Here is a 17,632-nt window from a genome sequence, read left to right on the forward strand (position 1 = left end):
AAAAAAGCAACGGCGGAAGGGGAAATTACAGGTATTTGCGCATCAATTCGCATTCGACGCGGACGGTTTTGTTCAGCTGCAATACGGCAGTACCGAGCGATTCATAACGGTTGAGCCGATAGAAAGGCACGGAATTGAGCGAGGCATACAGTTTGAGAAAGCTGAGGCCTGCATTTCGTGCCATTTCTTCAGCGCGGCTGAGCAGGGCCGTACCCAAGCCGAGATTGTGGAAGAGCGGATGGACGTATAAGGCGTCCAGTTGCGCTTCTTTGAAATCGACTTGGAAGAAGCCTTGAATCAGCCCTTTGTATTCGACCACCCACAAAGCTTTGTTTTTATCAGAGATGGTTTCCAAATAGCTGTTGATGTCGAGCAGACTTTCCCATGTGTGCATAATGGTTTCATCGTAACTGCGGATGCAGGCGTATTGAACGGCGTGTAGATGGGCGTTGTGTATGTCTTGGCAGTCTTTTTCGGTTGCTGGACGGAGGATGGTCAGAAGGCTCATGGCGGATGGTCGGAAAAATTGATTTCAGACGGCCTTTGGCAATCAAAGGCCGTCTGAAAAAAGTGGGTAAGGTTACAGGCTTTGATGTAAGGTTTGTGCGGTTTGGAACGCGTTGTCCGCATCGTTGGCCAAGACGGTAAAGTGGCCCATTTTTCGGCCTTTGCGCGCGGCTTTTTTACCGTAAAGATGCAGATGTGCATTCGGGTTGCTTTGCAGCGGCAACCATTCGGGTTCGCCGCAGTCTTCCTTCCAAACGTCGCCCAAAATATTCGCCATACAGCAAGAGCTCAGCAATTTGGTGTCAGCCGGAGATAGGTTGCACATCAGGCGAACCTGTTGCTGGAATTGGTCTGCCGCGCAGGCATCGATGGTATGGTGGCCGGAATTGTGCGGACGCGGCGCGATTTCGTTGACGACCAATTCATGTGTATCGCCGACAACAAACATTTCTACCGCCAATACGCCGACGTAGTTCAATTCATCGGCCAAACGCTGCGCCATCTGCCGCGCCTGTTGCTGCACGTCGGCACTCAGTCGCGCAGGGACGATGGAGTAGGCGAGGATACCGTTTTCGTGAATGTTTTCGGCAGGGTCGAAGGTTTGCACGTTGTCATTGTTCAGACGGCATACGATAACGGAAATCTCGCCGCGTAAGTCCACCATTTTTTCCAAAACGCAATCCACGCCGCCGTGTTCGGCAAATGCGGCTTTGAGTTCATCCAATGTTTTGACGCGGATTTGGCCTTTGCCGTCGTAGCCCAAAGTGGCAGTTTTCAGGATGCCGGGCAGAAATTGTACGCTTTCTTCAGTGATGTCTTCGGCCTTGCAAACTGCTTGATACGGCGCGGTTTGCAGGCCTGCTTTGCGTATCCATGCCTTTTCCTGAATGCGGTTTTGCGCGATGGCAACGCAGTCGCCGCTGGGGGAAACATTGGTGTGTTTGGCGAGAAAACGCATCGCGTCGGCATTGACGTTTTCAAACTCGGTCGTAACCGCCACGCATTTTGCCAATTCTTCCAAAGCTGCTTCATCGTCAAACGGCGCGCACAAATGGCGGTCGGCAAATTCCGCTGCCGGCGCATTCGGATCGGGATCGAGTACGGTTACTTTGTAGCCCATGGTTTTGGCAGCAACAGTAAACATTCTGCCTAATTGTCCGCCGCCAAGAATGCCGAGCATAGCAGGAGGGAGGATGGGGGATGTGTTCATGGATAATCGCTTTATGAAGAAATTGGGTAGGGTGTTTGCAGGCCGTCTGAACATGGTTTTACGGCTTCAGACGGCCTGATGTTTTAAAGCTTGCCGATAAATTGCGGCGGAACGTTTTCAGTTAACCATACGCCGTTGTCCGCCAGATAAAATTGGTGTCCTGCCGCAAGCATGGCGACAGTGTCGATGGTTAATACAACCGGCTTGCCGTGTCGGGAACCGACGTTGACGGCTGTTGCGGCATCGGCAGACAGATGGACAAAATGGCGCGAGGCAGAATGCAGGCCTTGCTCCAAAATAGACGGAACAGAGCGCTCAGCCGTACCGTGATACAAAATCTGAGGAGGCGTTGCCACTTTGTGTTCGACCTGAACTTGTGCCGTCGAATGACCTTGCGCAGCGCGGATACGTTTACCGTCTTCGGAAATTGTAAATCGTTTTTTGTCGTTGTTTTCGACCACTTCCAACAATACTTCGTAGGTCAGCGGATTACCCGTAAAGCCGCGCTCGGGATGGTTTACCTGCGTCAGTAGGGTATCAATATCCACCCAGCCGTCTTTATCCAAAGTAATACCGATTTGCTCGGGATGATGACGCAAGATAAAGCTGAGGAATTTGCTGATGGATTTTAGTTGTTTTTCTTTTAGTATCATAATCTTGTTGTTTAGTTATTTCAGAGCGTAGGCCGTCTGAAAACTATTTATCCAATCCTTCTTGCACCATTTGCGCTGCGCGTATTACTGCGCGGGCTTTGTTTTGGGTTTCCTGCCATTCGGAAGTTGGGTCGGAGTCGGCAACTACGCCTGCGCCGCTTTGGACGAATAGGGTATTGTTTTTAATCACGGCAGTGCGGATGGCAATGGCCAGGTCCATGTCGTTGTTGAAACTCCATACGCCGACTGCGCCGCCGTAGATGCCGCGTTTGCTCGGTTCGACTTCTTCGATGATTTCCATGGCGCGGACTTTAGGAGCGCCGGAAAGTGTGCCTGCGGGGAAGGTGGCGGCGAGGATGTCCATGTTGGTGATGCCCTCTTTCAGACGGCCTTCGACGTTGGAAACGATGTGCATTACATGAGAGTATTTTTCAATCACCATTTTGTCGGTGACTTTGACTTCGCCGGTTTTGCTGATGCGGCCGACGTCGTTGCGTCCCAAGTCAATCAACATGACGTGTTCGGCAATTTCTTTGGCATCGCTCAACAGGTCTTGTTCGTTGGCTAGGTCTTCGGCTGGTGTTTTGCCGCGCAGGCGCGTGCCGGCGATAGGGCGGACGATGACATCGTCGCGTTCGCGGCGGACGAGGATTTCGGGCGAAGAGCCGACAATATGGAAATCGCTGAAATCGTAGTAGAACATATATGGCGATGGGTTCAGCGTACGCAGGGCGCGGTAGAGGGCAAGCGGATTGTCGGTAAATTCCATGCTCATGCGTTGGCTGGGGACAACCTGCATGCAGTCGCCTGCAAAGATGTAGTCTTTGATTTTGTTGACGCAGGCTTTGAAAGGTTCTTCGCCAAATTCGCTGACTGCTTGCGTTTGCTTGCTGCCGAGCGAGAGCGGGATGGCGCAACTTTGGCGTAGCTGGGTACGGATGTCTTCAAGACGTTCGCGCGCGCGTTCGTAGCCGTTGGCTTGAGAGGGATCGGCATAAACAATCAGGTAGATTTTGCCGCTTAGGTTATCCACTACGGCAAGCTCTTGCGAGAGCATCAGGAGGATGTCGGGCGTACCGAGCGGATCGGCTTTAGCCGTATGTTTCAGGCGGTGGGCAAAATGTTCGAAATTGTAGATGGTTTCATAACCGAAGTAGCCGACCAGGCCGCCGGTAAAGCGCGGCAGGCTTGGGATTTCGGGCGTTTTGAAGCGGTTGTGGAAGGCTTCGATAAAGGGCAGGGGATTGCCGTCGTGTTGTTCGACGATTTCGCCGTTTTGATACACATCGACATGTTTGCCGCTGGTTTTGAGATAATGGCTGCAAGGCAGGCCGATGAAGGAATAGCGGCCGAAGCGTTCGCCACCGACAACGGATTCGAGCAGGTAGGTGAAAGGCTTGTTGGCTAGTTTGAGGTAGATTGAGAGCGGTGTATCCAAATCGGCAAGCAGCTCTTGAACGAGTGGAATGCGGTTGTAACCTTGTGCGGCTTGTGCTTGGTATTCTTGTTTGCTGATCATCTTGATAAGTCTTTCAGACGGCCTGTTTTAGGGTGTTAAATCGTGTGAAGAGTATAGCATTTTATTGGAATTGTTGACAGTCTGAGCGTTATGTCAGATATGGAAAACGCCGTCTGAAAAAGACGGCGCGAGGTATCAGGCAAGGGTATTGGAGATTTTGTTTTTTCGGCTCCGTTTCCACTTGAAAACATAAGCGGCAACAACGGGAATCAGGGCAATAATGGATTTGAATGTCCAGCCTGAATACCATGTGCCTTCGGGAACATCGCTTGCAAGCCAAGTGAAGTACGGCCACCAGCAGGCAACCAGGCTGCCGAGGAACAGCGGCCAAATATGACGGCTTAAGTTGCGTTGCCATAAAAGGAAACAGATGGCCGCCCAAACGAAAGTCAGTACGGTAATCAGGAGGATGGTGTAGGCATCTGAAATCAGGATGGCGGCAAAGTAGTAGCTGAGTGCGACCCATAATAGGGCAAGTACCAAAACAATAATTTCTTCCGGGCGTTTAAACATGATTTTTCTCTTTGTAAGACTGACAAGGCGACAATACTATACCCTAAACAAGGTGCGATGATAAGAGTCTTTCAGATGGCCTTGTAATCGGGTTTGCTATAATGTATGCAATCAATTTTTTGGAAAGGACAAACCATGACGGCAAACTTTCAAGAAACGCTGAAGGCTTTGGGCAAACAGGCGAAAAAGGAAGCTGCGGAGCGGGAGGCGGAAGCGAAGGCTAAAAAGCAGGTAGAGGATGTGGATTTCAGCAAGGCAGTTGGTAAGGTTACGCCGTTGAAAAATGCCGGCAACTATTATGAACAGCCCCGCGATAAATCACCTATGAAGCCGCGCCCCAAAGAAATGGCGACTTTGGAGCAGGAAGATTATTTTTATGTAGGCAGCGGCGGCTGGGAAGAACCGCCGGCTTCGTTCAGTAAAAATGGGCAGGGTAAAAATGATTTGATGCGTTTGCGAAACGGCCATTATCCCGTGGTAGCGGATGTAGATTTGCACGGCTATACGCAGGAGGAAGCGCAGCAGGTATTGAACGAATTTATTGAGTTTACGAAAAAACGCGGCGTTTGCGGCGAGATTGTCCACGGCAGCGGCTTGGGTTCTTCAGGCTATAAACCGGTTTTGAAAAATATGACGCGCCGCTGGTTGATGCAGCATCCTGATGTGTTGGCTTATGTCGAGCCCCGACAAGGCAATGATGGCGCAGTCAGGATTTTGTTGAAACGCCAACGCCGAGACGATGATTGGAAGCAGTAAAATAAAAAAAAGCAGTGTCAGTAAGATGACACTGCTTTTTATGTTTGTCAGACTAAGAAGATTTCTTTTTGGAAACCGATTCGCAACCTTTGCCATTTGTCATTGTAGTTTTGAACTTATCGGCAGAGTCAATATCAGTACATTTGTAAGCATTGCCCAAACTATCCATCCAAACGGAAAGGGTATAGCCTGTTTTGATGGGTATGGCTTTCAAACGATAGGCTCGGCTTTTATTGGCATCAATCATTTCGGCAGAGTATTGGTATTTGTCTACCAAATCTTTATGACCTTTATATGAGGAGATAAAGTCATCCAACTTGGTTTTAATTTCATCAGTTTTCCACTTTGGATTTTTAACTATCTGGTTTTTAAAAGCAGAATTGATGGCGACTAACTCGGCATGCGCTTGTGATTGGTAGCCGCGTTCAATGTAGCGGTTGTAAGAGGGAATGGCAATGATGCTTAGGATGGCTAAGATGGCGACGGCAATCATCATCTCAACCAGCGTAAAGCCTAGTTGTTGGGTAGAGGTGGTATTCATTATATTATTCGCTGGCAATGTAAGACTGAAGGACGACTTGGGTATTGGCATTCTTACCCCATGCTTTGGCGGTAACGCGGTAGGTGATTCGGCCTTCAGTAGTTTTACCTAAATATTCAATGATGTAGCGTGGATTTTTTGCAATGCCGCTATTTTTACCTAGAGAGTATTCTTTACCGTTGGCATCGATGCAAAGATTTTGATTTTTATCACATTTTCTTTTCCAGGCATCTTCAGTAGCGGTTTCTTCGATGGCTTCGCTGTCAGATTTCACGTTAGGTGTGGCGCAAAAACCATCTTTACACTCTTTGGTAAAATTAGTCTTTTTCCCTTCAATATCAAAAATTTGATTTTCACCTTCACGCAATGCGGCTTCGGCCAAGGAGGTTGCCAGTTTGCGGTCGGCATCGTTGGTGCTGATACGCTGTTCGGTATTGTAGGACTGGGTGGCTGTAACCACGAGCAGGGCGATGACGATCATCATCATTAATACGATAAACAAAGCATAGCCTTGTTGCCGGTCAGGTTTTATTAGAGTGATCGGTCGGCGCATACGTTTCCTCCGCGGATGGTGGCATTAATATTGTAGATATCGACTTTATTGTCTTGTTCTTTCGATGAGTCGATACTGCCGTTATTCAGTACGATTTGGATTGAGGCAGGAGACTTGGCTTCAGCTGAGCTATCCAATGCGTTTTTGTATTCAAATGATTCTGTATTTACGCCGCTGGCAGAAGCATTTTCAGAATGAGGACATTCTGCATAGATATAGTGAATATCCATAGCAGTGATGCCTTTAATCAGTAGCTGCGGATTACCCCATGAGCCATCATCTGATAATTGGAAACGGAATAAGCCACTCTCTTCACCAAGTTTACCGACGGCATAGGCAATCATTTCATGCTTCATAATGGCGATACTGCCGTTTTGATCAGAGTCGGTAATTTTCAAAGCCGTTTTTGCCGCATCCAAATCTTTAATTTCTGTTTGAGGTTTGGCAATGCCGAAACAGCTGCTGACAATAGCAGTTTTTGCAGCAGGGTTTGCTTTGTCGATTCCATATTGAAACAGCAGGGCTTTGCCGGTTTGAGCAAAGCCTGCATAGCCTAATTTATTGATTTCTTTAATCGGTAACAGATTATTCACACCAGCCGTTTTCAATGTGTATTCATCCGAGCTTTTTTCTTCTGTTACTGCAGAGGCAGGAAAATTAGACATATTGAAGCAGCCGAAATTGCCTGCCATACGTGCATCACGGACGATCATATTGGCGGCGTTGCGCAAATCTTGTTGGATACCGATACGGGTGTTGGCAGATTTGTTCAATCCGCGTGCAGTAAAGTAGGTGGAGCTGACAGCCATTAAGACAATCATGCTGAGCAGGCTGGCAACCAGAAATTCAAGGATGCTGAAACCGCGCATCGTGGTTTTATTGGGAATATGGTTGAGTAAGCGTTTATTGTTCATTGTTAGTCTCTTACGCGTGATTGGTAGGTATAGACAACGTGATGTCCCGATGTATTGAGATTTTTTGCGGTATTTTCTTCTTCGACATCTTGCAACCATAAAACTTTCACGATGGTCGTGTCGCCTTTACCATCGCATTTTGCGTTAAACCCATTTTCATAAGTCGGCTCTGCACCGGAAGAATCTTTGCAGATGGTCGAGAAGACTTGGGCTTCGGGAAGGGCTTTGGCTAAATCGGCTTTAAACTGGGTAATTTGAGCTTGCGCAAGTTGCGCTTTTGTCATTTTATCTTTAAATTCATTAGTTTGCTTTGAGTCTTTCAGCTGTTCAGAGCTTGATGTGATGTAAGCATCGTAGGATTTTTTATAACGGGAGGTTTTATTGCCTGCAGTATCGGCCTCTTCAGAAAGCGTCGGATTAATGAGCATGCCTTCAATCAGATTTTGTGTAATTTGGGCGACTGTGGTTTGATTTTCAGACTCACGTACGTTGGTTACGGTACGCAATTGAACAGCCAGCAGGGCGAGTACGCCGATAGCAAGGACAAACATGGCAATCAAAACTTCAATCAGGGTCATGCCTGATTGGAGTTTTGGGGTAAAGCTTGTTGATCTCGTTTTCAGACGGCCTTTAAATGATCTGAGATGAGTAGGATTAGTAATGTTCATAAGATACCGTTGTTATTATTCGGAAGTGTATTCGCATATTTCGCGATCATCGTTTTTAGCACAGATTTCGACATGCCCATTGCCATTAATTAAAAGTACGGTAGCACGGGCTTTTTTGGTTTCAGGATCGGCAGCGGATTTATCTGTTAGGCTGATTTTGATGTAGCCGTCTGAAAATTGATAACTCTCGCCCTTATTGTTTGAATATTCAAATGTACCATTGCGCAGGAATTTCCACCAGACTTCTTTTGGATCGGAAGAGGAGAGGGGGGAACGTGAAGTACCGATGGGAATATAGTCGAAGCGGTATTCCACTTTTTCAGTGTCGCCATTGAGAATGATGTAGCGGATAGATAAATCGTCTTCATCATTTTGATAGCTGGAATTTTCGTTTTTATCGGCGTAGGCCAACATACCAATACTGGTACTGGTACTGTTTTTTTTGTGAATGCAACCATTATGCGAGCCATCGGATTTGATTTTGGCCGGGCAGATGTAAACGGGAAGATTGAGACGGACGGCCTCATTACGCGCGAAGCGCAGCAGATTGGCAATTTGCTCTGCTTGCGATGCCGCACGTCTGGAGGCAATCCATTGATTCATATTGGGAAGTGCGATGACGGCCATTACTGCTGCAATAGTAATGACGATCAGCAACTCAATTAGGGTGAAGCCTTTTTGTGTCTGATACATGAGTGATTTTTTGGTAGTAATGTGTTGGGGTAACTGACGTTTTCTCTTTTTGCATTTGCCTGCGGCAATGCTTTTGCTTTTATTAGATTTATTTTAAACGATTTTGTAATGCGTGACTAATGAAATATGAAATTTGGTTAGTTTTTCAGATAATCTGTCTCAATCTTCCATCAACATAGATTCTGGAACATAGGCAGCATTATCAAATTTGGTAAATTGACCCATCCAAGTGAGGAATACTTTCCCGACAGGACCGTTACGGTGTTTGCCGATAATACATTCCGCCAAGCCTTTTGTGGGTGATTCTGAGTTGTAGTATTCATCACGATACATGAACATAATCAAGTCGGCATCTTGTTCGATTGCGCCGGATTCACGCAAGTCGGACATCATCGGGCGTTTGTCGGTACGCTGCTCAACGGTACGGCTCAACTGCGACAGGGCAATGACGGGAACTTGCAACTCTTTAGCCAATGCTTTGAGGGAGCGGGAAATTTCGCCAAGTTCGGAAGCGCGGTTGTCAGAACGGCCGGAGCCGGACATTAATTGCAGGTAGTCAATGACGATCAAACCCAATTTGCCGTTGAACTGGCGCGCAAGGCGACGGGCGCGGGCGCGCAATTCGAGCGCAGTCAAGCCCGGAGTTTCATCGATATACATGGGTGCATCGGAGAGTTTAACGACCGCTTCGTTCAGACGGCCCCAGTGTTCGTCTTGCAATCTGCCGGTTTTTAAAACGCTTTGATCCAAACGTCCGACTGAACCCAGCATACGCATAACCAGCTGCGCACCGCCCATCTCCATTGAGAATACAGCGACAGGCAATTTGTTTTCTACGGCAACGTGTTCGGCGATGTTGATCGAAAAGGCGGTTTTACCCATAGACGGACGGCCTGCGACGATAATCAAATCGCCCGGTTGGAGGCCTGATGTTTTTTTGTCGAGGTCGATAAAACCTGTCGATATGCCGGTTACTTCGTCAGGATTGTCGCGCGAATAAAGCATATCGATGCGCTCGACCACTTCTTTCAACAGGTCGGGCATCTCAAGGAAGCCTTGTTTGGATTTGGCGGTACTTTCGGCGATTTGGAATACTTTGTTTTCTGCCTCGTCCAAAAGCTGGCCTGCATCGCGCCCTTGCGGATTGTATGCGCTGCGTGCAATTTCCGTGCCGACTTCGGCAAGCTGGCGCATGATGGAACGCTCACGCACGATTTCGGCGTAGCGGCGGATATTGGCTGCGGATGGCGTGTTTTGCGCCAGTGTAATCAGATAGTTGAATCCACCTGCCGCTTCCAATTCTTCATTTCGTTTCAAACTTTCTTGAACGGTAATGACGTCGGCAGGGCGGCTTTCATTAATCAGGTTGGCAATCGCACGAAAAATTAGGCGGTGTTCGTGGCGGTAGAAATCCTCGCCGGAAACGACATCGGCAATACGGTCCCAGGCAGAATTTTCCAGCATCAGGCCGCCCAAAACGGATTGCTCCGCTTCTGTGGAATGCGGCGGCAGTGATAATGCGCTGATTTCACGGTCTTCAGACGGCATATCGGAATAATTGCTCATGACGGGCATCTCTGGCTGGAAAATTGTAATCCGCTATTATAACGCAGTGTAAGTTCAATTGGTTTGTTTAGGCTAAAGCAGGTAAAATAGTCATGTTGTCAATATGACGACGCACACTACCAAAATATAAATATCAACAATCAGGAGCACAAAAATGGAACATAAGCTGCCACAACTGCCTTATGAACTGGACGCATTGTCCCCACATCTGACCAAAGAAACTTTGGAGTTCCACTACGGCAAACACCATCAAACCTACATCACCAACTTGAATAATCAAATCAAAGGCACTGAGTTTGAAGAAATGCCTTTGGAAGAAATCGTGAAAAAATCTTCCGGCGGTATGTTCAACAACGCTGCCCAAACTTGGAATCACACTTTCTACTGGCTGGGCTTTACTCCTAAAGGCCAAGGCAAACCTGCCGGCGAATTGGCTGCGGCCATCGATGCCAAATGGGGCAGCTTCGAGAAATTCCAAGAAGCGTTCAATGCCTGTGCGGCCGGTACTTTCGGTTCTGGTTGGGCATGGTTGGTGAAAACGCCTGCCGGCGAATTGGATCTGGTTTCTACTTCCAATGCAGGTACTCCGCTGACTACTGAAAATACTCCGCTGTTGACTTGCGACGTATGGGAACACGCCTACTACATCGACTACCGCAACAGCCGTCCTAACTACCTGAAAGGTTTTTGGGAAATCGTTAACTGGGATGAAGTTGCCAAACGCTTCGCCGCATAAAACGATATGAATGAAAAGGCCGTCTGAAAGATTTTCAGACGGCCTTTTTGTTGATATTGGATGAGGAAAATGGTTTAGATGAATGTTTTTTCTGCCTGATGCGCAAAATTATCATGGAGCGGACAAAAAGGAAAATGGGAGATTAATGTTACAATATTGTTAACAATTTTTCGATTCCACATGATATGGAATCAGCGTTTGACATACATAAGATAAGAGGATTTTATGAAGTTTTTAGACCGTGAGGCGACCATTGCCCAACCCGGCTTTAATCGTTGGCTGGTACCGCCTGCCGCTTTGGCCGTGCATCTTGCCATCGGGCAGATATACGCTTATTCCGTGTTTAATGCGCCTTTAACCAAGCTTATCGGTATCACTGAGTCGGCTGCCGGAGATTGGAAGCTGACCACGGTGGGTTGGATTTTCAGTATCGCCTTGGCGATGTTGGGCGCGTCTGCGGCCATGTTCGGTACTTGGATGGAACGCGTTGGGCCGCGTAAGGCGATGTTTGTTGCCGCCTGCTGTTTTAGTTTGGGCTTTTTTGTGTCGGCAATCGGCGTCCATACGCACAATCTGTTTTTGCTTTATTTGGGCAACGGCGTGATTGGCGGGATTGGTTTGGGCTTGGGCTATATCGGGCCTGTATCGACATTGATGAAATGGTTTCCCGATAAACCTGGCATGGCAACAGGCTTGGCGATTATGGGTTTTGGCGGTGGCGCGATGTTGGCCTCGCCTTTGTCGGTATCGCTGATGAGTTTTTTCTCCAGTGAAACTTCGGTTGGCGTCGCGCAGACTTTTGTGGTTTTAGGGTTGTTTTATTTGGTGTTGATGATGTTCGGCGCGTTTACGATCCGAGTACCTGCCGATGGCTGGAAACCTAAAGGTTATGTTGCGCCGAAAAACAAAAGCAAATTGGTCAGCAGCAATCATGTCAATGTCTCACAAGCCATGAAAACGCCGCAATTCTGGCTCTTGTTCTGGGTGTTGTGTTTGAATGTAACGGCCGGTATTGGTGTGTTAGGACAGGCTTCCGTCATGATTCAGGAGCTGTTTTCCGAGGCGTCTGTGGGAAAACAAGCGGCCATTGGTGCGGGCGCGGCGGCAGGTTTTGTGAGCCTGTTGAGCCTGTTTAATATGGGCGGCCGCTTTTTGTGGTCCAGCGTGTCCGATAAAATCGGCCGTAAAAACACTTATACCATTTTCTTCGTGCTCGGCTCGCTGTTGTATTTTGCCATTCCGTCTATTGGCGGGAGCGGTAACAAGGCTTTGTTTGTCATTGGTTTCTGCGTCATTATTTCCATGTATGGCGGTGGTTTTGCAGCGATTCCGGCGTATTTGAAGGATTTGTTCGGCACTTATCAAGTCGGTGCAATCCACGGTAGGATTTTGCTCGCATGGTCAACTGCGGCCGTTATTGGCCCGGTGTTGGTTAACTATATCCGCCAAAGTCAAATTGAAAGCGGTGTTCCGGCTGCCGAGGCTTATAGCATTACCATGTACATCATGGCGGGTTTGTTGATTGTCGGTTTGCTGTGTAACTTGAGTGTCCGTTCGGTTCATGAAAAGCATCACGAGAAAGACATTAAAGTAGCGGCACATAGCCGCAATCCCGATGATGAAACCGCTGTATCCGATGCCTATCTGATTAGCAAAAAAGTATCAGCGGGTGGTATCGGTGTATGGTGGCGCTGGGCTTTGGTCTGCATTCCTTTGGGCTACGGCGTCATTATGGTGTTTGTGAAAGCCTTAAGTTTGTTTAATTGATTGTTGAAAATGAAAGGCCGTCTGAAAGTTTCAGACGGCCTTTTTAAATGTTGAACAATTAATCTTTTGATACGCTGATGGTATGCTTGATATGTTTTAAATTCGCAACGATGGTAAAAGTCATCATCACCAGTAAAGCCCATGAGCTCCATTTGCTGATGTGTACCGATGCCCACGCGCCGATTTGGTTGGGATAGCGCCAAACGCCGAATAAAGTTCCTAAATTTTCCGCCAGCCAAATGAAAAATCCAATCAGGACGAAAGCGAGCAGGAGCGGCATTTTGCGAGTGGTGTCATAGGGCGTGTACAAGACTGTCGTCCGGGCGTATAGGCCGAGGGCAAAGGCTGCGAGATACCAGCGATAGTCGCCGATATAGTGATGGGTGAAAAAATTGATATAAATCGCCAGCGCGCACAAAGTGCCCAACCAATATGGCGGATGGCTTTTGATTTTGAGATTAAACAGCCGCCATGCTTGGATAATATAGCTACCGACCGCGGCATACATAAAGCCAGCAAACAGCGGTACGCCGCCGATTTTGGTATATGCTTCTTCCGGATAGCTCCAGGATTGGATACCGCCCGATGTTTTGAACCACTCTAAAGCAAAGCCGACCAAGTGAAACAGCGTAATCGATTTTACTTCGTCCCAAGTTTCCAGCTTGAAATACAGCATGGCTGCTTGCACGGAGACGGCAAAAATCAGCAGTAGGTCATAGCGCGAAATTCCCAGCCAACCTGTTTTCGGAATAAGAAACATAGCAATGAAAAACAAGCCTGCAAATAAGCAGGCTCGTGCTTCTTTCAAACCGAAAAACCAAAATTCAACGATAAAGCGTCGCCAACCATGCAAATCCTTGCGTTTGGGATGCTCAGTCAGCCAAGTATCCAGTTTGCCCAACATATTTTCAGACGGCCTCTTTAGCTTGATAATGTTTTAGGCAGACTGAATTGGAATGACACGGTTTTGCTTACGTTTTGCGCCACCTTCACAATAGTTGGTTTTGACATAATCTTCAACGATTTGCAAAAACTCGGCAGCGATATTGTCGCCTTTGAGGGTCACTTTGCGTTCGCCGTCTACATAAACCGGCGCAACCGGTGTCTCTCCAGTGCCTGGCAGACTGATACCGATATCAGCAAGCTTGCTTTCGCCCGGGCCATTGACTACGCAACCCATTACGGCAACGTTCAATGATTCAACGCCTGGATACTCAGTGCGCCAAACAGTCATTTTTTGACGTAAATAGTTTTGTACGTCTTGCGCCAATTCTTGGAATACGGTACTGGTGGTACGGCCGCAGCCTGGGCAGGCTGTAACCATTGGTGTGAAGGAACGCAAGCCCATGGTTTGCAGGATTTCCTGACCGACAATGACTTCCTGAGTACGCGAACTGCCGGGCTCGGGGGTTAGGGAGATTCGAATGGTGTCGCCGATGCCTTCTTGCAGCAATACAGCCAAGGCAGCGGTAGATGCCACAATACCTTTGCTGCCCATGCCGGCCTCAGTCAGACCGAGATGGAGCGGATAGCGGCAACGGCTGCCCAATTCGCGGTAAACATGAATCAAGTCTTGTACGGCGCTGACCTTGCACGACAAAATGATTTTATCTTCAGGCAAGCCCAAAGCCACGGCTTTTTCTGCCGACTCCAGCGCCGAAACAATCAAAGCTTCTTTCATGATTTCTTCAGGCGGTTTTGGTGTGGCAGAGGCCAAGTTAGCATCCATCATGCGCTTGGCAAGGCTTTGATCAAGCGAACCCCAGTTCACACCGATGCGTACGGCTTTATTGTTTTCTGCCGCCGTACGAATCATAAAGGCAAATTTCTCATCACCTTTTGCGCCTTTGCCGACATTGCCCGGGTTGATGCGGTATTTAGACAGGGCTTTGCCGCATTCGGGAAATTCAGCCAATAAGCGTTCGCCATTGAAATGGAAGTCGCCGATCAGGGGCGTGGTGTAACCCATATCGTCTAAGCGGCTGCGGATTTCGGCGACTTTGGAAGCCGCTTCCGGAGTATTAACCGTGATGCGTACCATTTCCGAGCCGGCATCGCTCAACTCTTTGACCTGTCGGGCGGTTGCTTCTGCATCTGCGGTGTCGGTATTGGTCATAGATTGCACAACAACGGGCGCATCCGAACCGACGATGAGATGATCAATTTGTACTTGATGTGTCAGACGGCGTTTAGGTGTGGTCATTTTAGTTTTTTCCTGCAACAAAAGAGGCGGATTTTTCACCGGCAACACGGTGTTTTAAAGGTTCGATTGGTGTGCCGCCGTAATTGGCTTCCGAACCGGCTGCAATACCGATCCAAACATTATAAGGTGCGCCGCCTCTCAGACGATGTTCGCTTCCGGCCGGAACAATGCGGCTGAATACTACTTTTCCATCTTTGTCTGTAATAATCAGATTGCTCCGGTATTGGACTTTAATCCACAGTTCGTCTTTTTCGACTTTGACGGCAGGTTTTTCTTCTACAACGGCAGAAGCTGCTGAAGCTGCTTGTTCATTGGCTGCTTCAGGCTTATTGGTAATTTCTTTTTTGCCCTCTTCGGTCATTTCGCTAACGGCGACATTATCCGTTTTCAAAGCAGGCGTTTTCATCGTATCGGCAACATCTTTGCTGTTTTGAATATTTGCCTGTTCGTTTTCATAGCTGGATTTACTTTGCCAAAAGTAAACACCGCCTATTGCTAAAGCCAATGCGGCTGCACCCAATATCCATTTAGGGAAACCCTGTTTTTCAGCATCTTCGTAGCTTAAGCCGCTGTTGGTGCTGCGTGTTACTGCATATACATGGTCTTCAAGTTGCGGAGTAATCGAGTGCAAATGTTTGGTGATGGTTTGTTCATCGATTTTGAGGAATCGTGCATATGAACGAAGATAGCCTGAGACGAAGACAAGGCCCGGAAAATTTGAATATTCCCCTTTTTCCAAGGCATCAATTTGTTCGGCAGACAGTTTTAAACGTGAAGCAACATCTTCAATATCGATTTTGGCATCAGTTCTGTGTTTGCGTAATTCATCCCCCAGTGTTTTGGCGGCTTGTGTGTCGTAGTTGATTTTATCGTTATTTTCCATTTAGTGGCCTGTTGTAACAGTTTGTAGTTCGTCAGAATAAGGGAAGTTTGCCCTAAGCTGGGCTTCGTATTCGTATGCGGCGTGTTTATTGCCCAAGGCAGTGGCCAAGCGCCAGCCTAAAAGCAAATCGTCAGCCTGCAGGACATCGACTTTGCTTTGGTATTGACGGAAATAATAGTCGGCATCGTTCAGATTGCCTGCCATCATTTTGGTTCGGGCAAGCTCTTTGAAAGCAGGGAAGAATTGTGGATTGGCTGCCAAAGACCTTTCCAAATAGGCTTGAGCCAAAGAGTATTGGCCTAATCTTGCGCTGCAAATGCCTTTATTCATATTGGCAATAAAGGGGCTCGGGTAGGTCGGGTCGGCCAGTGCTTTATCAAAATAAGCCATAGATTCGGCAGGTGCATTCATTTGATTGCATAAGAACCAACCGTAATTGTTGTTAACTTCCGCACTATCCGGTTTTAAAGATAATGCTTTAAGAAAACTTTCCTGAGCTTTATCGCGGACCTTCAGATACTGATATATTTCAGCGCGTACCAGCCAAGCAATATCGTTTTTTGAATTGAATTTAAGCGCCTCTTCGATACTTTCAGTAGCTTGGCGGTAGTTTTGGCCGCGCATATATTCCACGGCAAGCTGGGTTTTGATATTAGAAACCTGAATGGCACGTTCTTTGGGGCTTGGTCCGGAAGAGGATGCGCAGGCAGAAAGAGTCAGTGCGGTAAGTAAAGCGAATCCGAACTTGATTTTCATAATTAACCTTATTGTTCGACCAAAATTTGTTGCCATTTTTGTTGGCGGCGTGTTTTATCTTGTACTTGTCCGGCCAATTGTCCGCAAGCGGCATCAATATCGTCGCCGCGGGTTTTGCGGACAGTAACGACAAAGCCGGCTTGTTGCAGAATATCGCGGAAGACGCGGATATTTTCATTGGTAGAACGTTCGTAGCCGGAATTCGGGAAAGGGTTGAACGGAATCAGATTGAATTTGCACGGTACGTCTTTAACCAATTCAATCAATTCGCGCGCGTGTTGGGCCTTGTCGTTGATGCCGTCGAGCATAACGTATTCAAAGGTAATAAAGTCGCGGGGGGCTTTGACCAGATAACGTTGACAGGCCGCCATCAATTCTTTCAACGGATATTTCTTATTCAGCGGAACGATTTGATCGCGCACTTCGTCATTGGAAGCGTGTAAAGATACGGCTAAAGCAACAGGCATTGCATCACGCAGTCTGTCCATTTGCGGAACCATGCCCGAAGTGGAAACGGTCACGCGGCGGCGGCTCAAGCCATAGCCGTGATCATCCAGCATAATGCTCAAAGCGGTAACAACATTATCAAAGTTTGCCATGGGTTCGCCCATACCCATCATCACCACGTTGGAGATAACGCGTTCATTTTTAGGGGTAACGCCCATGGCTTTATTGGCCCACCAAAGCTGGCCGATAATTTCTGCGGCAGTCAGATTGCGGTTGAAACCTTGTCGTCCGGTAGAGCAGAAGGTGCATTCCAATGCGCAACCAACCTGGGAAGAGATGCACAAAGTGCCGCGTTCGGCTTCGGGGATGAAGACGGTTTCTACACCGTTGCCCGTGCCGACATCCAGCAACCATTTGCGTGTGCCATCCGTAGATTCTTGCGCCATCATTAATTTAGGCACTTCGATTGTGGCTTGTTCATTCAGCTTGGCGCGCAATGATTTGGCCAAGTCAGTCATTTCTTCAAAGTTTTGTGCACCGGCTTGATGCATCCAACGCATGACTTGCTTGGCGCGGAAAGGTTTTTCACCCATTTCGGCAAAGTGTTGCGTCAGTCCGTTTAAATCGTAATTCAGTAGATTGGTTTTCATGTATTTTTATGTTTCTCAATAAAGCTTTTAAAGTAAAGAGGCTTATCGGTCAGCTTTGCTTTAAAAGCCTTTAGGGGGTTTCAGACGGCCTGTCATT

The 17,632-nt window shown here is 47.8% G+C and carries 19 protein-coding genes; 3 read left to right on the forward strand and 16 right to left on the reverse strand.

The genetic code is table 11. The annotated features are described in order from the left end of the window. Nucleotides 1-25 precede the first annotated feature (25 nt). From BBP27_RS02535 to BBP27_RS02555, 5 genes are all read right to left on the reverse strand, one after another. Nucleotides 26-508 carry a GNAT family N-acetyltransferase gene (locus BBP27_RS02535; protein WP_070583404.1) on the reverse strand — a complete coding sequence of 161 codons (483 nt, stop codon included), beginning with the start codon at nt 506-508 and terminating at the stop codon, nt 26-28. Between the two features lie 72 nt (nt 509-580). After that, the gene (locus BBP27_RS02540; RefSeq protein ID WP_070583406.1) at nt 581-1,717 is read right to left on the reverse strand and encodes a 5-(carboxyamino)imidazole ribonucleotide synthase; all 1,137 of its coding nucleotides are present in this window, start codon (nt 1,715-1,717) and stop codon (nt 581-583) included. A gap of 83 nt (nt 1,718-1,800) precedes the next feature. Next, nucleotides 1,801-2,370 (reverse strand): RNA 2'-phosphotransferase, encoded by a 570-nt coding sequence (locus BBP27_RS02545; RefSeq protein ID WP_070583408.1) that lies wholly within the window; start codon nt 2,368-2,370, stop codon nt 1,801-1,803. Nucleotides 2,371-2,413: 43 nt separating this feature from the next. Next, nucleotides 2,414-3,889: an anthranilate synthase component I gene (gene trpE, locus BBP27_RS02550; protein WP_070583410.1), complete on the reverse strand. Its 1,476-nt coding sequence runs from the start codon at nt 3,887-3,889 to the stop codon at nt 2,414-2,416. Between the two features lie 135 nt (nt 3,890-4,024). After that, nucleotides 4,025-4,402, reverse strand: coding sequence for a hypothetical protein (locus BBP27_RS02555; protein WP_036490612.1), 378 nt, complete (start codon nt 4,400-4,402; stop codon nt 4,025-4,027). A gap of 135 nt (nt 4,403-4,537) precedes the next feature. Between BBP27_RS02555 and BBP27_RS02560 the strand changes: the two genes are divergently transcribed. After that, nucleotides 4,538-5,158: a Smr/MutS family protein gene (locus tag BBP27_RS02560; RefSeq protein ID WP_070583413.1), complete on the forward strand. Its 621-nt coding sequence runs from the start codon at nt 4,538-4,540 to the stop codon at nt 5,156-5,158. Nucleotides 5,159-5,210: 52 nt separating this feature from the next. Here the strand turns inward: BBP27_RS02560 and BBP27_RS02565 are convergent, their stop codons facing one another. From BBP27_RS02565 to dnaB, 6 genes are all read right to left on the reverse strand, one after another. Next, complete coding sequence (locus BBP27_RS02565; protein ID WP_188211618.1) at nt 5,211-5,699, reverse strand: PilX family type IV pilin; 489 nt, start codon at nt 5,697-5,699, stop codon at nt 5,211-5,213. A gap of 4 nt (nt 5,700-5,703) precedes the next feature. Next, on the reverse strand, nt 5,704-6,252 hold the full coding sequence (locus BBP27_RS02570; protein ID WP_188211619.1) for a pilus assembly PilX family protein: 549 nt from the start codon (nt 6,250-6,252) through the stop codon (nt 5,704-5,706). Beyond that, nucleotides 6,231-7,166: a PilW family protein gene (locus BBP27_RS02575; RefSeq protein ID WP_188211620.1), complete on the reverse strand. Its 936-nt coding sequence runs from the start codon at nt 7,164-7,166 to the stop codon at nt 6,231-6,233. The genes BBP27_RS02570 and BBP27_RS02575 overlap by 22 nt, the downstream gene beginning before the upstream one ends. Nucleotides 7,167-7,168: 2 nt before the next feature. Beyond that, nucleotides 7,169-7,834, reverse strand: coding sequence for a type IV pilus modification protein PilV (gene pilV / locus BBP27_RS02580; protein ID WP_188211621.1), 666 nt, complete (start codon nt 7,832-7,834; stop codon nt 7,169-7,171). Nucleotides 7,835-7,849: 15 nt separating this feature from the next. Beyond that, complete coding sequence (locus tag BBP27_RS02585) at nt 7,850-8,527, reverse strand: pilus assembly FimT family protein (protein WP_188211622.1); 678 nt, start codon at nt 8,525-8,527, stop codon at nt 7,850-7,852. 159 nt (nt 8,528-8,686) lie between these two features. Then, nucleotides 8,687-10,093 (reverse strand): replicative DNA helicase, encoded by a 1,407-nt coding sequence (dnaB, locus tag BBP27_RS02590; RefSeq protein ID WP_188211623.1) that lies wholly within the window; start codon nt 10,091-10,093, stop codon nt 8,687-8,689. A gap of 154 nt (nt 10,094-10,247) precedes the next feature. Here dnaB and BBP27_RS02595 point away from each other — a divergent pair, with 154 nt between their 5' ends. Continuing rightward, on the forward strand, nt 10,248-10,829 hold the full coding sequence (locus BBP27_RS02595) for a superoxide dismutase (RefSeq protein WP_003683473.1): 582 nt from the start codon (nt 10,248-10,250) through the stop codon (nt 10,827-10,829). 225 nt (nt 10,830-11,054) lie between these two features. Then, nucleotides 11,055-12,596, forward strand: coding sequence for an L-lactate MFS transporter (locus BBP27_RS02600; protein WP_049322676.1), 1,542 nt, complete (start codon nt 11,055-11,057; stop codon nt 12,594-12,596). A gap of 58 nt (nt 12,597-12,654) precedes the next feature. Here BBP27_RS02600 and BBP27_RS02605 read toward each other — a convergent pair whose 3' ends face one another. Genes BBP27_RS02605 through rlmN form a run of 5 tightly spaced genes read right to left on the reverse strand, consistent with a single transcriptional unit; the run spans nt 12,655 to nt 17,535 of the window. Then, the gene (locus tag BBP27_RS02605) at nt 12,655-13,500 is read right to left on the reverse strand and encodes a DUF817 domain-containing protein (protein WP_188211624.1); all 846 of its coding nucleotides are present in this window, start codon (nt 13,498-13,500) and stop codon (nt 12,655-12,657) included. 33 nt (nt 13,501-13,533) lie between these two features. Beyond that, nucleotides 13,534-14,799 carry a flavodoxin-dependent (E)-4-hydroxy-3-methylbut-2-enyl-diphosphate synthase gene (gene ispG, locus BBP27_RS02610; RefSeq protein ID WP_188211625.1) on the reverse strand — a complete coding sequence of 422 codons (1,266 nt, stop codon included), beginning with the start codon at nt 14,797-14,799 and terminating at the stop codon, nt 13,534-13,536. Nucleotide 14,800: 1 nt separating this feature from the next. Then, nucleotides 14,801-15,682, reverse strand: a complete 882-nt coding sequence (locus BBP27_RS02615; protein ID WP_188211626.1) for a helix-turn-helix domain-containing protein — start codon at nt 15,680-15,682, stop codon at nt 14,801-14,803. After that, nucleotides 15,683-16,438, reverse strand: coding sequence for a type IV pilus biogenesis/stability protein PilW (gene pilW / locus BBP27_RS02620; protein ID WP_003683469.1), 756 nt, complete (start codon nt 16,436-16,438; stop codon nt 15,683-15,685). Nucleotides 16,439-16,446: 8 nt separating this feature from the next. Further along, nucleotides 16,447-17,535: a dual-specificity RNA methyltransferase RlmN gene (gene rlmN / locus BBP27_RS02625; protein WP_003683577.1), complete on the reverse strand. Its 1,089-nt coding sequence runs from the start codon at nt 17,533-17,535 to the stop codon at nt 16,447-16,449. Nucleotides 17,536-17,632: the final 97 nt, after the last annotated feature.

Source organism: Neisseria sp. RH3002v2g (genome assembly GCF_014596425.2).
In the GTDB taxonomy this organism is placed as follows: Bacteria; Pseudomonadota; Gammaproteobacteria; order Burkholderiales; family Neisseriaceae; genus Neisseria.

Coding starts and splice junctions, on each gene's coding strand:
- BBP27_RS02535 (WP_070583404.1), bottom strand. CDS start 508: ATGAGCCTTCTGACCATCCTCCGTCCAGCAACCGAAAAAGACTGCCAA.
- BBP27_RS02540 (WP_070583406.1), bottom strand. CDS start 1,717: ATGAACACATCCCCCATCCTCCCTCCTGCTATGCTCGGCATTCTTGGC.
- BBP27_RS02545 (WP_070583408.1), bottom strand. CDS start 2,370: ATGATACTAAAAGAAAAACAACTAAAATCCATCAGCAAATTCCTCAGC.
- trpE (WP_070583410.1), bottom strand. CDS start 3,889: ATGATCAGCAAACAAGAATACCAAGCACAAGCCGCACAAGGTTACAAC.
- BBP27_RS02555 (WP_036490612.1), bottom strand. CDS start 4,402: ATGTTTAAACGCCCGGAAGAAATTATTGTTTTGGTACTTGCCCTATTA.
- BBP27_RS02560 (WP_070583413.1), top strand. CDS start 4,538: ATGACGGCAAACTTTCAAGAAACGCTGAAGGCTTTGGGCAAACAGGCG.
- BBP27_RS02565 (WP_188211618.1), bottom strand. CDS start 5,699: ATGAATACCACCTCTACCCAACAACTAGGCTTTACGCTGGTTGAGATG.
- BBP27_RS02570 (WP_188211619.1), bottom strand. CDS start 6,252: ATGCGCCGACCGATCACTCTAATAAAACCTGACCGGCAACAAGGCTAT.
- BBP27_RS02575 (WP_188211620.1), bottom strand. CDS start 7,166: ATGAACAATAAACGCTTACTCAACCATATTCCCAATAAAACCACGATG.
- pilV (WP_188211621.1), bottom strand. CDS start 7,834: ATGAACATTACTAATCCTACTCATCTCAGATCATTTAAAGGCCGTCTG.
- BBP27_RS02585 (WP_188211622.1), bottom strand. CDS start 8,527: ATGTATCAGACACAAAAAGGCTTCACCCTAATTGAGTTGCTGATCGTC.
- dnaB (WP_188211623.1), bottom strand. CDS start 10,093: ATGAGCAATTATTCCGATATGCCGTCTGAAGACCGTGAAATCAGCGCA.
- BBP27_RS02595 (WP_003683473.1), top strand. CDS start 10,248: ATGGAACATAAGCTGCCACAACTGCCTTATGAACTGGACGCATTGTCC.
- BBP27_RS02600 (WP_049322676.1), top strand. CDS start 11,055: ATGAAGTTTTTAGACCGTGAGGCGACCATTGCCCAACCCGGCTTTAAT.
- BBP27_RS02605 (WP_188211624.1), bottom strand. CDS start 13,500: ATGTTGGGCAAACTGGATACTTGGCTGACTGAGCATCCCAAACGCAAG.
- ispG (WP_188211625.1), bottom strand. CDS start 14,799: ATGACCACACCTAAACGCCGTCTGACACATCAAGTACAAATTGATCAT.
- BBP27_RS02615 (WP_188211626.1), bottom strand. CDS start 15,682: ATGGAAAATAACGATAAAATCAACTACGACACACAAGCCGCCAAAACA.
- pilW (WP_003683469.1), bottom strand. CDS start 16,438: ATGAAAATCAAGTTCGGATTCGCTTTACTTACCGCACTGACTCTTTCT.
- rlmN (WP_003683577.1), bottom strand. CDS start 17,535: ATGAAAACCAATCTACTGAATTACGATTTAAACGGACTGACGCAACAC.